Consider the following 16197-nt stretch of genomic DNA (forward strand, 5'->3'; position numbering starts at 1 on the left):
TTTCCGTCTAGCCATTTCTCGTAGAGCCTTTGGCTTTCTAGAGGCTGGGGGCACCTGCCGCTGCTCCAGTGTGAGAGCCTTATCTGAATCAAACTGAGGCATGGTATGCTTCTCCCGTCGATGCAACAGGCTTTGAGATAATCAAAGACAGGACAGATGCTGAGCCAATCTGAACTTGGGCAGAGACAAGGCTGTTGGCATAGAATTGAGCAGGTAATGGGATGGCAGATTTGACGAAGGCAGCTATGGATGGCCCTGAAATGATCTGTGAAAGCCGACCATCAAGCCTGTAGCGTTGCTGCGCCTCGGCTGGACTCAACACCTCTGGTACGATGATATCAACAGTCCCATTGATCTGCTGCTCAGATATTCCTATATGGAAGTGAACACGAGCGCCTGTATGCAATTGCAAGGGATGTATAGGAGTGATTGGGAAGAAAAGGAGCACTGTGCTCTCCTGCATGACCTGCTTGCTCTGTATGGAATGCTGTGCAAGCACTACCCCGGAGCCACTTGCATAGATTGGTATCTGACCAAGTGAAGCAATCACAACCATCAAGGCGAATAGGCACATCAGTATCCAGAGAAACAGAAACACGGGCGGTGCTACCAGACGTGGCAGCACATTCTGTTCTTTGCTTTGTCGATAATAGTCCAACGCTTCTTTACGAAACAATGAAGATGTAGATCGCTGCATGCTCAAACCTTTCCAAAGCCCCTCTGAATTCCTCTCGTATTCACTAACTTATCTGCCTGGAAGTGTACACGGAGTGCAGAAGAAAACACATCTCCCGTTCGAGGTATTTTTATGGGAACTGAATTCTGGATGAGAGAAGGTTTTCTCCCCCTAACGGTGGAGGGATGCAACAAGCCATTTGCCGTTTAAAAATACTTCGGTCGAGGGATGCGGGCTCAGCACTGTTGCGGATAAAGTTTGAGGAGAGCGATATTCAGTAAGAAGGCCACTCATTTGCACACAGCTTTCTCTGGCGCACCCAATCGTTTATGCGCGCAAGGTATCGTTTGTTCAGGCCCTTTGCCGAATGGGCATGTCTTGATATTACCTTAAAAGGAAATGTAACCAATGCAAGCTGCTCAAATACCCATGCATGTCAGCCCCTGGCCAACACTCTTAAAGTTTGACCATCAGGTTCCTATCCTGAACTGGACCTATCCCTTCACGCCCTATGAGCCACCAATGCCTGATCCCTTCTCGATTTATAAGCAGATTGCTTCAAAGCCTCGCAGACGGGCGCTCTATCTGCACGTGCCATTCTGCGACACCATCTGTAGTTTCTGTCCATTTACGCGCGGCCCCTTCCAGGGAACTGATGAGCTCGATCTCTATGTGCAAGCGCTGTTACGGGAGATTGAAATCAAACACAGGCACCCAACTATCCATTCAACCCCGGTCGATTGCATCTTCTTCGGCGGAGGAACTCCCTCGGTTCTGCGTGCCGAGCATTTTTATCAATTAGGTGAAGCATTACATCGCTCGTTTGACCTGAGCCGGCTCAAAGAATTTACGATTGAATGCGAGGTCAAGAGTGTGACCCTGGAAAAGCTCAAAGCCTTTGAGCAGATCGGGGTCAATCGCGTGAGTTTCGGCGTGCAGACCTTTAACTCGCTCTATCGTGAGCTCTTCACCATGACGGCAACCGTAGATCAGATTCGTCGGGTAGCTGATTGGGTCAACGAGCGCTTCCCCTTGACGGGCGTTGATCTGATTTATGGGATGGCTGGGCAAACGCTTGATGATTTCGTCACAGATATCGACCTGATCAAGGAATTAGGAACGAGAACCATCGATTTCTACCCCCTTAACAACTGTTCCTCCCAGCTGCGCTTGCATCAGGCTTTTGCTAAACATGGGCTGAAGCCACTTTCCGCGAATACAAAGCTCAGCTACCGTATGTTTCTCAATGAATACATGCGGGCCCAGGGGTATGTTCCTCATAATGGTCATTCCTTCACACGCAATATAGCGCCTGCTGACCATCCACGCGTTGTCGTACAGCGTAACGGAGCCACCTTCCTGTATCACGATCTGTTCAATGGGTACGCTGAGGACTTTATTGACGGCTATGGCGCAAGTGCGGCCAGTTTCTTTGGCTCTCAGCTCGTCTACAACGTCAAAAGCCGGAAGCAGTATATGGATCGGCTGCTGGGCGGAGAAGAGCGAGCATGGTTTCATGCTTATAACGGAGTGAAAGTTGCCGGAAAAGGGATTGTCGCTTTCCCTTATCGTGGAGTCTTAGAAAAGGCAAACATTGATTGGAACAATGTCGATCCCGAAACACGTGCGGCCTTCGAAGAATCGGTGGTTCAGGGGCTGGCTGCTGATCGTGGCACATCCTATGAAATTACTGAGACTGGCTGGCTCATGTATGTCAATTATATGTATGCACTGATGCCTCGCCAGGATCAGAGAAGGTATACGAAAGCAGTTATTCGTTATCTCTCTGATGGACGTCCAATTGAAGAGATGGCATTTTTCCCCACTCGGAGCAAACGCGCGTCCATTCCTATAAGAGTAGGAGCAACAGAACTGAGATAGAGCCACAAACGCCTTGGCTACTAGAGCAGGTTTTGCTCTAAGGCATAGCGGGTAATTGCACTGCGGGTTGAGACGCCTACTTTGCGATAGATGGAGCGGATATGGGACTGCACTGTCAACGGGCTAATGATTAACTTATGAGCAATCTGTGCCCTGGTGAGCCCCTGCGCCAGGTGGCGCAAGACCTCAACTTCCCGTCTGGTCAGATGATCAGGAAGGATAGGTTGCGGTGGTGTGCATCCGCTCTGAAAGGCCAGATTAGTAGTAGGGGCGAGATCCTCTAGCATAGCACAACCGGAGTGGTAGCCCTCCCGCCAGGCTTCGAGAAAGGTATCCGACCCGACACTTGCGCGCGCTTCAGCCTCTGCCGCAGCAAAGATAGCACGCTCACGAGCTGACAAGGGAAAATGGAACTGTTCGCGTAAGGCCTGGGCCTGGCCCCACAGGGATGCCGCTTTTCGACCCTGCTGCCGCACCGCATGACTTCTGGCCAGAACTTCTAAAGGCAAAGCAGCCCAGGCATAGCCCTTGCTCTTCAGATAATAGGAGAGGCTGGCTGAGCAGAGTGCTTCAACCTCAGTATAATTGTGCTCGCACAGTTCTGCCTCTGCCTGCCGAACGCTCAAGACGGCTATTTTTCGCTTATCCCCCATCCGGGTCATTGCTGCCAGGCATTCCGTAAACTGCTGGCGCGCCCTGAGCACATCACCCTGACTCAGGGCCAGTTCTCCCAAGAGGACGAGATAGTTAGTTGGATAGATGGTGTTGGCCAGGGTAACCGGAAGCGCCTGGCTCTCTTCAAGCAATTCCTGGATACGTGGGAGATCCTCTTGGGCTGCAAAGAGCGACTCGGCCAGGCAGAGCAGTACATTGGCCTGGCTAGAGACGTCTTCTAGCTTTCGAAAAAGCGCGAGACTCTCCTCTAGCTGGAAGACTGCCTGGGGATACTCTGCCTGTAACGAGGAGAGAAAGCCCAGAGAATATAAGCAGAGCGCGCGGCCGATCTGATTCTCCACTGAAGCATTGAGTTGTAAGGCCTGCTCACCCAATCGTGTGGCCTCGGGCAAATGGCCTCGATTCGCTTCTGCCCAGCTCCAGCAGTAGAGCACCGATGCGCTTAAGGCGGGACGATTTTCTTTCTGAGCTAGGAGTAGCCCCTCTTGGCAGAGAAGTACACACTGCTCGTAGTCATCCTGAAACAAGGCTAGAAAAGCGGCAGTAGTGAGCGCAATGATGTGGGTGGAGATGGAAACCGTTGCAGCTCTCTCTAGCGCACGCGCGAGAAATTGTCGTCCCTCGCTCAAATGTCCACTCATATACCAGAAACCGGAGAGCGATGTACACAAACGTAAGGCCATCTCAGAAGTGTGTAGGATTTGCTCACTCTTCTCGGGCTGCTCTAATAACCAGAAAAGAGCCATTCTAACATTATCGTAAGCCTGACTGATCTCTGCCAACCTATCTGGTTGCGAAGAGGACTGAAGCCCAAAGGGCATGATCCTGTCAACCAGGTGCAGATAATACCTCGCATGCGCTAGCTGAACCTGGAGGAGTCTTCCTGTGGAGGTCAAGACCTCCAGCCCATATTCGCGCAGCAGATCGGGCAGAACCAGGTAACTTTGCCCATTCTGCAGTTCCTGCCGCTCCACAATATGGGCCTCGATCAAGGAGGCAAGTCCGTCGAGCACCTGTTGCTCACTGCATCCCATGGCCAGAGCAACATCCTCAAGGGCCTCAAATGAACAACTTCCTGCAAAGACCGCCAGATAGTGGAAGAGATGCTGTCCCTGCGAAGAGAGCAGCTGATAGCTCCAGGCAATTGTTTGTCGCATACTTTGTTGATGCTTAGGCAAGTCAGTACTACCCCGTGTAAGCAGAGCAAGGCAATGTTGTTGGAGCCGCATGATCAATGCTTGAGGGGAGAGTGTCTGAAGCCACCCGGCCGCCAGTTCCAGGGCCAGGGGAATCCCTGCGACACGTGTGCTGATCTGCGCCAGAGCTAACAGTTGTTCATCTGTAAGCTGGTAGGAGGAGTCTACGCGTTGGACATATCCTAGTAAAAGTTGCACAGAAGGATTTTGAAGAAGTTCTTCACGCGTTGGGTCTTGGGCCAGATCAGGGACGGCAAGCGGAGGAACCACTAAGAGTTGTTCGCCGCGCAGTCTCAGGGCAACGCGGCTAGTCACTAACACTTTCACCTGAGGTGAGAAGAACAACACTTCCGCGAGCAAAGGAGCAGCCGGCAGAAGTTGCTCAAAGTTATCAAGTACCAGAAGCAGCTGCTTATCCTGGAAATACGTTTGGAGTTGTTCAAGCAGTGGCTGGGTATTCCGATTGCCCAGTCTGAAGTGTGCCGCAATTGTAGGAAGAAGCAGCGTTGGGTCCTGAATTCCTGCAAGCGGCAGCAATGCGAGCCCATCTGGAAAGTCCGCTGCGAGGCGAGCGGCAGCCTGCAAGGCCAGGCGTGTTTTACCTACTCCTGCCTGCCCGGTTACGGTAAGTAGACGCACCTCGGATCGTTGCAAGAGCGCGGCAAGCGCTTCCGGCTCCTGCCATCGTCCAATCAGAGGAGTCAAAGGAACAGGCAATGGCTCTCCTCGCTGTCTGGGTAGGGCGAGAGAGGTCTTTCCTACCTCCAGCTCTCCATGAGCTGCTCGTTTTCCAGGCAAAGAGTGTTCTGTTTCTTGTGTGCTCCTGGGAGCTTGGTTTTCTCTCGATGAAGTGTAAGCATCCATCAAGAAAAAATACGCTCTTACGTGTCGTTTTTTGGGGGTGATTTTCGCCATGGGAGAAACGGCATCAAGCTCGGGAACGAACAAAGCTATCTGAAGAGGGCGGGAGGCTGCTGGTATAGCTATCTTTAATGCCCTTCTAGGTTTTGCTGCGCTCTTGCAGGCAATCACACCTTCTCTTGTGTCGCACATCCAGCAAGGGTCACTTCAATCCGATTATCGTGGTACACAGCCCCCGAACCCATATCGGCGTCACGTTCAGCTACTGTCGCATTGACATTGGAGTCACTTTCCGACTGCCCAGGCCAATATCCTTTAGTTGTGGCTGCAACCCCTGGTCGCACATGATCGCTCATATCAAATCTGTTTAAGTAGTGTCTAAAGAAGCAGGCCATCAATGAAAGGATGTGCAACCCCGAATCACTTCAGGATGAGCTTGTAACCAGCGACAGCGCTCGGCCTCAACGTCTTACAGTTCATCAAGCGAACGGAAGATCCGATTGGCGAGCGGCTCGTTGGTAAGCGGCCACAAGCGTTCTGCTGGTTGGAGTTCAGGCGAATGCGGGGGCAAAAACAGCAGATGCACGCCTTCGGGAATCTGGAGTCCGGCACTCTTATGCCAACCAGCCTGATCGAGAACCAGAAGAATGTGCTTGTGTGGTCCAACGCCCTGTTCCTGGGCAAAGGAGGCCAGAGCCAGAGAAAAGGCTGGTGTATTCACCGTAGGCAGAAGCGCCCAACTGGTTGCTCCGCTTTGAGGCTGGACAAACCCATAGAGATACATCCACTGATAGCGCGGTCGCACCACGGCCTGCACTCGGCTGCCCTTGCGAGCCCAGACCCGACGCAGGATCGGTTTGAGGCCGATGCGATGCTCATCCTGGCTCCACAGGTCAATCTGGGCTTCTGGATACTGCTCTCGCAGCTTTTCGACCTCCTCTGGCAGTTTTTTTCAACGCCTGCTGGGCGCCTTGGTCGCTCTGCTCATGCTGCGGGCGGAGGACGCAAGTGCTTCTGCCTAGTCGCTGCAAGTACTCCCAGCCAAGGCGAGGGTCCACCGGTCGTCCTAGACGCTGCGCCATCCAGGCCGCCACTTTGGGACCGTTCCACAGGCCACCATCAGCAGGCGGCTGATCTAAGGCGTGATCAAGTTCCTGCTGTTGCTCGACGCTCAGGAGGCAGGGAGCGCCTTTCAGCGTGAGCCTGTGGTCAACAATGCCTTGCTCTCCAGCCCTATTCCAGCGCTGGACTATCGTGCGAACCCACCTGGCTGTATAGCCGAGCAGGGATGCTATTTCGTCTGGCGTGTGGCCCTCCTTCATCAGCCACAGGATATGCCAGTGGGTCCGCTCGACAGAATTGGTGGCGCTTCGATAGTGGTCATGAAGCTCTTGTGATGTGAGGTCGGCCTGGACTGTCACGCGTTTCGCCATACCTTTAGTATATTACCTAAACGGATTTGATACCACTGGCCTGCGCGCATCAACGACAGCACGTAAGCAAGAAACAATTGAGCGTCTACGTGCCGCCAATGCCTCACTCAACGAGAAAAAACAGGATATTACCGCGCAGAGCGTCTACGCTGAATGTGGTTTGCATTACTCCTCGTATGTCCACAATGAGGATGCTATCGCGCTGTTCCGGGCCAGCAGCACCAACGAACCAAACGCAAGCGAAAAACCAGTGATGATACATCTTCACTGCCATCCCCTCGTGATCGGTTGCTCAACTACAAATAATCTCAGTTAGTCATGCGCTTGCGAAAGGCGCAACAGGAGATCGAGGACCTGCAACAACAACTTGCCACGCTGGCTAATGCATGTCTACAACGTGATGCACGGATGGTAGAGCTAGAGGCGAAGTTGGCGGAACTGGAGCCGTATCGGAGCTTTGTTGAACAAGTACGCGTGCGCATTCGGCGGCGGGAAGAACATGAGCAGGACGCCCCATCCTCGTAGTCCTCAACTCTTCCCTAACGTTTCTCCTGCACTCGGGTAAAGAAATGATCAGCAGTCCCAAACAGCAGAGCCGATCCTGTTGCACTCATCCCAATGATGACCCCATGAGCATCTTCTTCAAAGGTAATCTGGAACGGCAGTGACTCAACAGCAAATATATTGTGTGATCGCGGAATGAGTCTCGTCCTTGTCCAGACCTGTGGCATGCCATCGACGATGAGATGATCCTCTTCGAGCAGAATTAGACAAGCATGTTGGCCTCCATCTTCCTCAAAGGAGTATGTTCCAACAAAGTGCTCAAACTCGGAAGATGCAACGGCTGCCTTTTCCTGTGGAGGGAGGCGAAGAAATGTTATGACACTCTGTTCGTACGTCGTCCAGGAGCCCGCCGAATTCTCTAGAGCCATCTTAGAGGCATCGAACTGGGAGAATGCCGTCTCGATGAGGTGACGGAAATCCTTCCAGTAGGTGACCATTCCATCAAATCCCTGGAGTTGGCGCTGCTTTCCATAGGATGATTGGGTCGCACCTGCAATGAAGCGAGATTGTGTCTCACCACCTCTCCTCTCACAAATCTTCTCAAGCGCACGCGCCACATCTTGTTGATACAAGTAGATGAGGCAGGGGTGAAGAGGATGGAGAATCTGTTCCACCTGAGAAAGATAGCTCTGGATCTCGTCGGCTGGAACGTTCAGTGGGAACAAGCTCCAGGTGAGATAGCCAAAGAGACATCCATCGAGAATCACAATGGTCTCCGAGGATTGAAGTTGCTGTGAGAACTCCTTCCATTTCAGCAGAACAGCCTCTATAATCTGATGGTAGCCCCCAGCCGTCAGGGTATCAATGGTCTGCTGCAAGGACGCATGATCGTGAAAGACATAGAGTGGATGATCTTTTTCTTCCTCGTACCACCATCGGCAGGCAATCCCAGAGCGTGTGAGAGCATGGGTGACGGATTGTGCCAGGGTAGACTTGCCGGATCCAGGTATTCCTTCAATCAAGATCAATTTTGTATTCCGCATGCCGCAACTCTTTCAAAAGCAGTTTTGAGGATCTCAGAAGGGTCTGTCCTGATCCTTCTTTTGCCTTTTTCATTATCCATGCCATCAATGAGCACGTCAATCCCGAAACCTCTCACCAGCCAAAAATGGAGAGGGATATCCTCTGGGCAAAGTGTCACGACACACGCGAGTAGCAGATGTTCGTCGGACGACGTAAAAGGAGATAGAAAGCAGGGAGAACCAATACAAACTGTTTACTCCACCAAACTGGGCAACTCCGAGAGAAACAGGGCCTCTGCTCATGGCAATGGTTCGCCGATGGATCAGGTAAGTCCGCAAGGGTTCGCCTGTGATAGCTGAGTAGGGAACGACGCACTCTCGGTTTCCTTTGGCAACCTCGGCTCGGATGCGCACCATGCGCTGAGATGGATCGAGATCGTCGCCTCGCACAGAACACACTTCTTCGTGGCGGAGCCCTGCATCATAGGCCAGGGCAGCCATACAGCACGTCCGCAGCGGAGCTTGCTTGACCACAGCCAGAAAGGCCCTCCACTGCTCATCGCTCGCAATCCACAGCATGGTATAGAAGCGGGGCACGAGCGCTCGTTCGCGCTCAACACCAAAGCCCCAGGCGTATATCTTCCACGACCAACCGGATGATTTGCTCGTTTTCCCTCCTCGATGAGAAAATCAAAAAAACAAGCGAACCGCCGTTAGACGCTGCTGAAGCGTCGCATTTGACAGACTCGTCGTTGGGACGCGATCTGGAGACCCAGGCTTCGCCGAGGAGCGAGAACGCCCACGAAGCTCGCCGACATAGCGAGCAAGATCTACCCGTGTGGCAGCCACGGGCGAAATATCTGCTCTCTAGCAGAAACTAAGAAAGTCATCAAGGCCCCGGGCGTAAACATCAAGCATGTTGGGGGCTAGTCCCGGCAACGTTTCCATGGTTAGTCACGTTTTTGCGAGATCATGAGCTGCAGCCAACGGATAGCGGAACCATTCAAGAGCATCTGAACTTGTCGGTGAAAGCATCTGTGCCCCTTTCGGACTCTTCCAGGAAGTCACTCTAGGGACCGCTCATACCTCTTCCACATGAGGGCATTTAGACAACCTGTTCAAATTCTCCACGTATCACACGCCCAATATCCAAGAGGGTGGTTACCTGCTGGTAGAGCTCGTCAATGCGCTCGTCGACGTCTACCTTGCTCATGACTTCATCATGATGGAATCGGTCAAGAAAGGAACTGAGGCTGATCAGCACCACTTCGTCTGCTCCAACAGGGAAGGTCTCATCAAAGGCCAGGCATCCATACTTGGCTTCCAGGTTGCTTGCCACAAAGGTCACGTCATCAAGAGCTCCATAGGAGCGATAGATCTGAGCAGCTTCCCGTTGTATCTGCAAGAAGGCATCCACCTGCGCTTTCGGCACGCGATAGAGATAGATCGATGTGAACATTCTTTCTCCTTTCTCCTGTCTCTCTCGTTATCACCGTTGAGCAGCAAGCATGAAGCCAAATGGTGTGTCTCCGTCCAGAACTCTATACCCGTTCCTGGAGCACCATCCTGTCTTCATAGAGAGAAGAAGCATTCGTTGTTGCTATTCTAACATGAAAGGCTATTCCAAATAACGTATATCATCGTTTCTATGTAATTTTGATGGGATCTGCCTTACTTCACCGGCGAGCAAGGCGACGAGCATGTCACGCGCCGACTTGCTCATCAGGTCACTTGCCACCGCAACCAGCTTGATATTGGTATCCTCCAAGACCTTCTGGAGTCGATTGATGATGCGCGAACGCTCTTCCACCAAACTGGCACGGTAGCGCGTCAGTTCGCGTAGCTCTCGCTGCCAGGCCGGAGGCACAAAAATGGGTCGTACTAGTCCGTGTTGGAGCAAGTCGGCGATCCATTCGCATCTTTGAGATCGGTCTTGCGCCCAGGAACCGCCTTCAAGTGCTGGGCATTGACGACCATCACCTCCAGATGCCCCTCTAGCATGTTAAAGATGGGGTTCCAGAAACTGCCGGTGCTTTCCATCGCGACATTGGTGACCCCTAGTCCCTTGAGCCAATCGTACAAGCCCACGGGTTGTGCAACGAGGTAGTTGAAGAGCTCATCGTTAGGCGAGTGAGCATCAATTGTCAAGAACTGGTCTCAGGCTCACTCTCAAGTCACTCCCCTTGCATATCGGTACCCTGATCTCTTACCAGCTCATTTTCTCTCATCCATCTTGACAGCCACCATCTCACCTGGTATACTTCTCTTAAAATAAACAGCAGACGGTTTATTAATGAGAGGAGCGAGCATGGCACGTACGGTCAAAGAACAGGACTATGCCGCCAAACGCAACGAGATTCTCGATGCGGCACAGCGGTTGATTGCTACCAAAGGCTATGAGCAGATGACGATCCAGGATCTCCTGGATGCTCTTCGGATGTCCAAAGGAGCCCTCTATCATTACTTTGATTCCAAACAGGCGGTTTTGGAGGGATTGATTGATCTTCTCCTGGAGCGAGTTGAGCAACGGTTTCTCCCTGTTCTGCAGGATTCGACGCTCTCTGCCCTGGACAAACTGCAACACTTCTTTACGACCCTGGTAGAGTGGAAGACCGAACAGCGACCTATGACGCTGACGCTCCTGCGTGTGTGGTATCTCGATGAGAATGCCATTTTCCGTCAAAAGCTGCGCGAAATGCGTGTGAAACGATTCGCGCCGAGGCTTGCGGTGATCCTTCATCAAGGGCTGCAGGAGGGAAGCATGACGCTCTCGTATCCCGATCAAACAGGCCGCGTCATTTTGTCTCTCGTCGAGGATCTCTCAGATACTCTGGCGAGATGGCTTCTCTCCAAGGAAGCAACACAGGACGACTCGCTGCTCATCGAAGAAGTGGTTGCCGCCTCGACCGAGGCGGTCGAGCGCGTGCTTGGAGTACCGAGCCACTCCTTATCCCTCGTCGATGCTCAAGCATTGAGCGTCTGGATGATCCCATCGGAAAACAATCCCTCAACTGGATCTGACAAAGGAGACCCACGATGAAGCTATATCCACTCCATATTGGGAACACCAAGGTCCCGTATGGGCAGTTTTATGGAGGGAAAGAGTGGACGGGTTGGCGCGGGTTCTGGCGCTTCGTGACAGACAAAAGTCACTCTATTATGGTTCCTATCTATGCCTACTTGATCGAACATCAAGAGGCTGGTCTGATTCTAGTTGACGCAGGCATTAACTGGGAGCAGGCCAACGAACACAACCAGTACTACAAAGGGCCACTCCTGCATCTGCTCCTGGACGAAGACGAGTATCAGCTCGATCGAGCGCTTGAACTTCGCGCACAGGTGCAGCGTCTTGGATATCGCTGCGAAGAGATCCAGATGGTCATCCTGACCCATATCCATGAAGATCATATTGGCGGACTACCTGCCGTTCCTCAGGCGAAGCTCGTTGTCTCGCAGGTCGAGTGGAACGCGAAGCTGCTCGGCCCTTTTTTCCCGCTTGCTAAGGCACCTACGCTGGTGGGAAGAAAGCCGGAACTGGTGGCTTTCTCGTCCGGGCCCTATCAGAGTTTTGAGAGAAGTCAAGATCTGTTGGGAGATGAGAGTATTCTCCTGTTACCCACACCAGGGCACTCTCCAGGTCATCTCAGCGTCCTGATTCGCATGGAGGGCTATGCTGTGCTGATTGTTGGGGATACGCTCTACACGCTGCGCCACCTGGCAGTCGACCAGGTACGAGCGATCATGCTGAGCAAATCTGCCCAGCACCAGCAGCTTGCTTCGATTCGACAGATCCAACGCTTGCGCCAGGCTGAGCCTGACCTGCTGATTGCTCCCATGCACGACCACACCGCCTATCTCTCTCGGTATCTTGAGCCAGGTCTCTCAGCTGGAGACCTTTCTCTCAAGGCGCGGCAGGCCATTAAAGCATATGAGGCACGGATGTTTGAGCAGGGATACCACCTGGTCCCAGACGCCTTGCCCCACTTTCTTCCTCCAGCCGATGAGGGGCGTGTGGGTACAGTCACAGAGCCAGCATTGGTCTGAGAGCCAGGTGCCCTGCAAGCTTCTGATGAAAACCAGTCTTCACCAAGTAAAGGAGAAACGTTGTATGCGCGTGACTATTCTCACCGGCGGCACACGGGGCGATGTACAGCCCTATGTCGCATTAGGACAGGGCTTGCAGCGCTCTGGTCACGAGGTCACACTCGCAACCACCGCCCAATTTGAGCCGTTTGTGCTCGACCATGGCCTGCACTTTTTCCCCTTGTCAGGCGATCCCCAAGAGGTGCTGGAGGCATCACTCAAAGAGGAGGGAAAACGAGCAACACGAACGGGAATCGCGGCACGGCTGGCTGCGGTCAACACGCTGATGCGCACTGCTATGCGCGAGTGTTACACCGCTTGTCAACAAGCTGATGCGATCGTGTTCAATCCCATTACGGTCTTTGCCTGTCTTCCCATCGCGCAACAGTTGCACCTGCCCTGTATGGCGGCCTATCTTCAGCCCATCGAGCCAACACATGCCTTTCCAGGCATTCTGTTTCCCTCGTTGCCAGCATGGCTGGGTGTGGCGCGTGCCCCTTACAATCTGGTGACGGGCAAGGTACTCGACTCGATGCGTTGGCGTATGCTCAAGAAGCCAATTCAAAGCGAGGCCCACGCCTTGCTGGGCCTTTCACCCCAGGCGGTGCACAATCCTTCGCAGGTCGTACGTGAGCAAGAGATCTCCATTGTTTATGGTTACAGTCCTGCTGTGTTGCCGAAACCCTCAGACTGGCCTGCCGAAAGTCTGGTCACTGGCTACTGGTTTCTGCAGGAAGAGGCGACGTTCCAGCCACCTGCTGATCTTGTGCGTTTCCTTGAAGCCGGTCCTGCACCAGTATATATCGGCTTTGGGAGCATGGCAAACCCACACGCTGAGGCCTTGACCCGCGAAGTCGCACGCTCCCTCTCGATGGCGCACCAACGCGCCGTGGTCACGACCGGATGGGGAGCTTTGCATCACACAACATGGCCAGAGACCGTGTATGAAACAGCATCCATTCCCCATTCCTGGCTCTTCCCCCGCATGGCAGCGACGGTGATTCACGGGGGGGCTGGCACGGTCGCTGCCAGCCTGCGCGCTGGGAAACCAACCATCGTGATCCCGTTTCTGGGAGACCAGGGATTCTGGGGAGAGCGTGTCCATGCGTTGGGGGCCGGTCCTCAGTCCATTCGGAACACGCGTTTGACGGCCGAGCGTCTGAGTGCAGCAATCAACGAGGCGGTGACGGATGAGCGCATGCGCGCGAACGCTGCCGCTCTGGGCGAACAGATCCGCGCAGAGAACGGCGTTGGGCAAGCGGTGAGTGCCTTCAACGCATACCTCGCTGGCCACAGAGCCCAGCAGACAGCCCACTGAAGCGGGTTGGGAGCCGTTCGTCCCGTGTATGACGCGAGCCGGGAAGGGGCAAGGGCCAGAGCTACCGGCCTGCGCTCTCAGCAGGAAAGCTTGGCTTTCTGCCACAAATCGCCGATTTGATCAGGTCTGCGCGCCGAGCTACACCGAACGGAAGCGAGGAGAAGTTGTGCGCACCCGGACGGTTGTGCGGTCCGTCACATTTGCATCAGCTTCTCGGCATGTTTGGCGGAGCAGTCAGTGGGATTCCCGAGGCGAACTGCAACGAGCGATCAAGGTAAGCCGCAGCTACGCCATACCCTTTGGGCTTTCCCTCGCTTCCATCCTCGTGCGGCTAGATGGGTTGTACGGCGATGCCGCGCCCCCGCTTGATGTGCTCTCGGCGAACCTGACGTTGCTCGTGAGAAGTCGAGCCTCTCATCTGCTGGATCTTGACGTGGTAAAACGTCGCCTGGCTCATGCTCCTGACCACGTGAGTCCGCACGCGGAAAGCGGCATGACGCGCTTGCTCTATGACTGTGCGTCCGCCCCCGTCACACCAGCCGGTCCCAACGTGCGCCTGGCGGTCGCAACCCATGCGGGAACCTCCCCTGACCCTGCTGGTGGTGTCGAGCGCGACGGAATCGTCTACGAGTTGTTTCTCAGCACCTTTCCCTCCCCGGCGTTTACGACTTCGGATATCCTTGAACTGTACCTGCATCGTGGCTCATTTGAAACCGTACTGGCCGATGAAGACAAGGAGCAAGACGCAGATCGCTAGTACTCTCATTACCTCCTGCGGCAAGGAATTTGCCCAGATCCTGGCTCAATGGACGTGGGATATCCGGCTGGAGTTGGGCCAACAGCTCTCTCCAACCGAGCTGCGCACCACCGAATTTGCCCACGCGCGCGACACAGATCAGCCCGCGACCAATGTGCCAGCACCAGAGGTCGCCCCAACACCTCCGGGCGTGTACGGTCCACCGCAATGGGCCCGGCCATCTTCTCCCCATGGTTTTCCTGGCTCCACATTCACTCCGCAGCCAGATGGGACCCTGCGTTGCCCTGCCAACCATCCGCTGTACCCGAAGGCTCGGCGTCCCGAGCAGAATGACTCTCTACGAGTGTTGTACGCCGTACGCATCGGTCATTGCTGTTCCTGCCCCTTACGCTCACAGTGTCAGGAGAGTCTCAGCACACTCAAACTGCGACGAGTGAGTGCGGTGCCCCGGCCTCTGGACGCCCCGCACTCGGATTCCTCGCCTCCTGCTGAGACCATCAGCGCACCACGTGCTTCTGCTCTGGCGCGACTGGCCGCGCTGTAGCATTCAGCTGACCTGGCTGAAGCGGGTCCGCAATCAAATCATTTGCCTGGAAAGCTCTGCCCCTGTTGCGCGTGGTGGCGCAACAGCGCCCTCAGAGCAGATCTTCACCCGAGCGAAGCGCGCATTGGCGACTCTCCTGGAACCAGCGTTTGGCACGCAATGCTCGTCAAGAGGATGCTCCCAGACTGATCGTCACGCTTCATGGACTTCCAGCCACCTTTGCCTCTGCCTTTGGCTTCGATCTGCTTGCCGCTGCCTAGCCTTACCACGCGCTCCCGTTGTGTTGCTGCCTTCACTATCGCCTCACCAGGCTACCGGTCCTTGATTGATCCCATTCAATTATGAGTGCTCTTCGCAACCTTCGTTCTGATGCTGGGGTAATGGTAACTTTATGCGCGTACCTTTACTTGAGCTTAACTCGTTGCGCAAACCGTGGGTAGCTTTGCACCATTCTCTTATGGACAAGAAGCCAGCTCCTACCCTTGACATCTTCCCTCTTTTCTCCTATAGTAGTTATCAAGTGATAACTAAAAAATAATTCTTGGCCAGAGGAGAGAACAACAACAGTGGCCCCAAGGCAGCAGAAACACCGTGCTCAGGGAGATGCAGAGGAAACCCGACAGATGATCATGCGCGTGGCTTATGAGCTCTTTATGCAGTATGGCTATCGTGCTGTCACCACGCGCCAACTGGCCGAGGCATGTGGTTTAACCCAACCAGCTTTGTACCACCATTTTGCTGAGAAGCAGGACTTATATCTGGCCGTCGTCTCAGAGGAAATTGCCAAGATCAAAGCAGCTCTTGAGCGTATTGTTCGCCGTTCCGAAGAGGTAGAGACCGGGCTACGCCACATCGCTAGTTTTCTCCTCAGCAGGAGCCGATATGATCTGAACCTGATGCTGCATGACGTACGCTATGAGCTCTCATCTGATGCGCGTCTAGTCTTGGATGAGCAATTTCGCGAGGGCTTTATCCTTCCGCTGGCTACCCTCTTTGAGCAAGGCATTCGTCAGGGCAGGCTCCGCTCATCGGAAGAGGGTGGATTAGCACCAATCCAATCAGCCTATCTATTTATGACGACACTCTCGGCCTTTACGCGGCAGCCACAGAAGCAAGCAATGCAATCAGAGTCGGCTGCTCATGGAGCCGTCGCCGATCTGGTGGTGCGCCTTCTACTTCATGGACTTGCCGCCCCGGAGCGGACATAATTTTTTTTATCCCTTCCTTATCACTTGATAAGCTAGGGG

Annotated in this window: 17 protein-coding genes and 1 pseudogene; 9 read left to right on the forward strand and 9 right to left on the reverse strand. The window is 53.9% G+C overall.

Annotated features, from left to right (window positions below):
- Positions 1-88: 88 nt before the first annotated feature.
- Positions 89-697, reverse strand: coding sequence for a hypothetical protein (locus EPA93_RS15610; RefSeq protein ID WP_129888398.1), 609 nt, complete (start codon positions 695-697; stop codon positions 89-91).
- Positions 698-1084: 387 nt separating this feature from the next.
- On the opposite strand from EPA93_RS15610, the gene EPA93_RS15615 reads away from it, so the two are divergent.
- Positions 1085-2557 (forward strand): coproporphyrinogen-III oxidase family protein, encoded by a 1473-nt coding sequence (locus EPA93_RS15615; RefSeq protein WP_129888399.1) that lies wholly within the window; start codon positions 1085-1087, stop codon positions 2555-2557.
- Between the two features lie 20 nt (positions 2558-2577).
- Here the strand turns inward: EPA93_RS15615 and EPA93_RS15620 are convergent, their stop codons facing one another.
- From EPA93_RS15620 to EPA93_RS15635, 4 genes are all read right to left on the reverse strand, one after another.
- Positions 2578-5226 (reverse strand): LuxR C-terminal-related transcriptional regulator, encoded by a 2649-nt coding sequence (locus tag EPA93_RS15620; RefSeq protein ID WP_165423148.1) that lies wholly within the window; start codon positions 5224-5226, stop codon positions 2578-2580.
- Between the two features lie 230 nt (positions 5227-5456).
- A complete protein-coding gene (locus EPA93_RS15625) occupies positions 5457-5645 on the reverse strand; it encodes a hypothetical protein (RefSeq protein ID WP_129888401.1) in 189 nt (62 codons plus the stop codon).
- A 113-nt stretch (positions 5646-5758) separates the two neighbouring features.
- Positions 5759-6235, reverse strand: coding sequence for an IS630 family transposase (locus EPA93_RS15630; RefSeq protein ID WP_129888402.1), 477 nt, complete (start codon positions 6233-6235; stop codon positions 5759-5761).
- Positions 6183-6710, reverse strand: coding sequence for a helix-turn-helix domain-containing protein (locus EPA93_RS15635; protein ID WP_165423149.1), 528 nt, complete (start codon positions 6708-6710; stop codon positions 6183-6185). The genes EPA93_RS15630 and EPA93_RS15635 overlap by 53 nt, the downstream gene beginning before the upstream one ends.
- On the opposite strand from EPA93_RS15635, the gene EPA93_RS15640 reads away from it, so the two are divergent.
- Together EPA93_RS15640 and EPA93_RS15645 are read left to right on the forward strand one after the other, a co-directional pair.
- Positions 6688-7038, forward strand: coding sequence for a hypothetical protein (locus EPA93_RS15640; protein WP_129888404.1), 351 nt, complete (start codon positions 6688-6690; stop codon positions 7036-7038). The two genes, EPA93_RS15635 and EPA93_RS15640, sit on opposite strands and share 23 nt — an antisense overlap.
- A gap of 2 nt (positions 7039-7040) precedes the next feature.
- Positions 7041-7247 carry a hypothetical protein gene (locus EPA93_RS15645; RefSeq protein ID WP_129888405.1) on the forward strand — a complete coding sequence of 69 codons (207 nt, stop codon included), beginning with the start codon at positions 7041-7043 and terminating at the stop codon, positions 7245-7247.
- 14 nt (positions 7248-7261) lie between these two features.
- Here the strand turns inward: EPA93_RS15645 and EPA93_RS15650 are convergent, their stop codons facing one another.
- The 4 genes and pseudogenes from EPA93_RS15650 to EPA93_RS15665 form a co-directional block, all read right to left on the reverse strand.
- A complete protein-coding gene (locus tag EPA93_RS15650; protein WP_129888406.1) occupies positions 7262-8269 on the reverse strand; it encodes a P-loop domain-containing protein in 1008 nt (335 codons plus the stop codon).
- Positions 8270-8365: 96 nt separating this feature from the next.
- Positions 8366-8845, reverse strand: a complete 480-nt coding sequence (locus EPA93_RS15655) for a site-specific integrase (RefSeq protein ID WP_129888407.1) — start codon at positions 8843-8845, stop codon at positions 8366-8368.
- Positions 8846-9353: 508 nt separating this feature from the next.
- Positions 9354-9707, reverse strand: a complete 354-nt coding sequence (locus EPA93_RS15660) for a DUF1428 domain-containing protein (RefSeq protein ID WP_129888408.1) — start codon at positions 9705-9707, stop codon at positions 9354-9356.
- Positions 9708-9920: 213 nt separating this feature from the next.
- Positions 9921-10330, reverse strand: a pseudogene (locus EPA93_RS15665) (IS110 family transposase); the annotation flags it as partial.
- 226 nt (positions 10331-10556) lie between these two features.
- Here EPA93_RS15665 and EPA93_RS15675 point away from each other — a divergent pair.
- The 6 genes from EPA93_RS15675 to EPA93_RS15700 all read left to right on the forward strand — a co-directional run bounded on the left by EPA93_RS15675 (position 10557) and on the right by EPA93_RS15700 (position 16158).
- Entirely contained in the window at positions 10557-11288 is a 732-nt protein-coding gene (locus EPA93_RS15675) for a TetR/AcrR family transcriptional regulator (protein WP_129888411.1), read from the forward strand.
- Positions 11285-12292: an N-acyl homoserine lactonase family protein gene (locus EPA93_RS15680; RefSeq protein ID WP_129888412.1), complete on the forward strand. Its 1008-nt coding sequence runs from the start codon at positions 11285-11287 to the stop codon at positions 12290-12292. The genes EPA93_RS15675 and EPA93_RS15680 overlap by 4 nt, the downstream gene beginning before the upstream one ends.
- 64 nt (positions 12293-12356) lie before the next feature.
- Positions 12357-13649, forward strand: a complete 1293-nt coding sequence (locus EPA93_RS15685) for a glycosyltransferase (RefSeq protein ID WP_165423151.1) — start codon at positions 12357-12359, stop codon at positions 13647-13649.
- 166 nt (positions 13650-13815) lie between these two features.
- Entirely contained in the window at positions 13816-14406 is a 591-nt protein-coding gene (locus EPA93_RS15690) for a hypothetical protein (RefSeq protein ID WP_129888414.1), read from the forward strand.
- Complete coding sequence (locus EPA93_RS15695) at positions 14375-14950, forward strand: hypothetical protein (protein WP_129888415.1); 576 nt, start codon at positions 14375-14377, stop codon at positions 14948-14950. The genes EPA93_RS15690 and EPA93_RS15695 overlap by 32 nt, the downstream gene beginning before the upstream one ends.
- Before the next feature lie 566 nt (positions 14951-15516).
- Positions 15517-16158, forward strand: a complete 642-nt coding sequence (locus EPA93_RS15700; protein ID WP_129888416.1) for a TetR/AcrR family transcriptional regulator — start codon at positions 15517-15519, stop codon at positions 16156-16158.
- Positions 16159-16197: the final 39 nt, after the last annotated feature.

The sequence above is a fragment of the Ktedonosporobacter rubrisoli genome (assembly GCF_004208415.1).
In the GTDB taxonomy this organism is placed as follows: Bacteria; Chloroflexota; Ktedonobacteria; order Ktedonobacterales; family Ktedonobacteraceae; genus Ktedonosporobacter; species Ktedonosporobacter rubrisoli.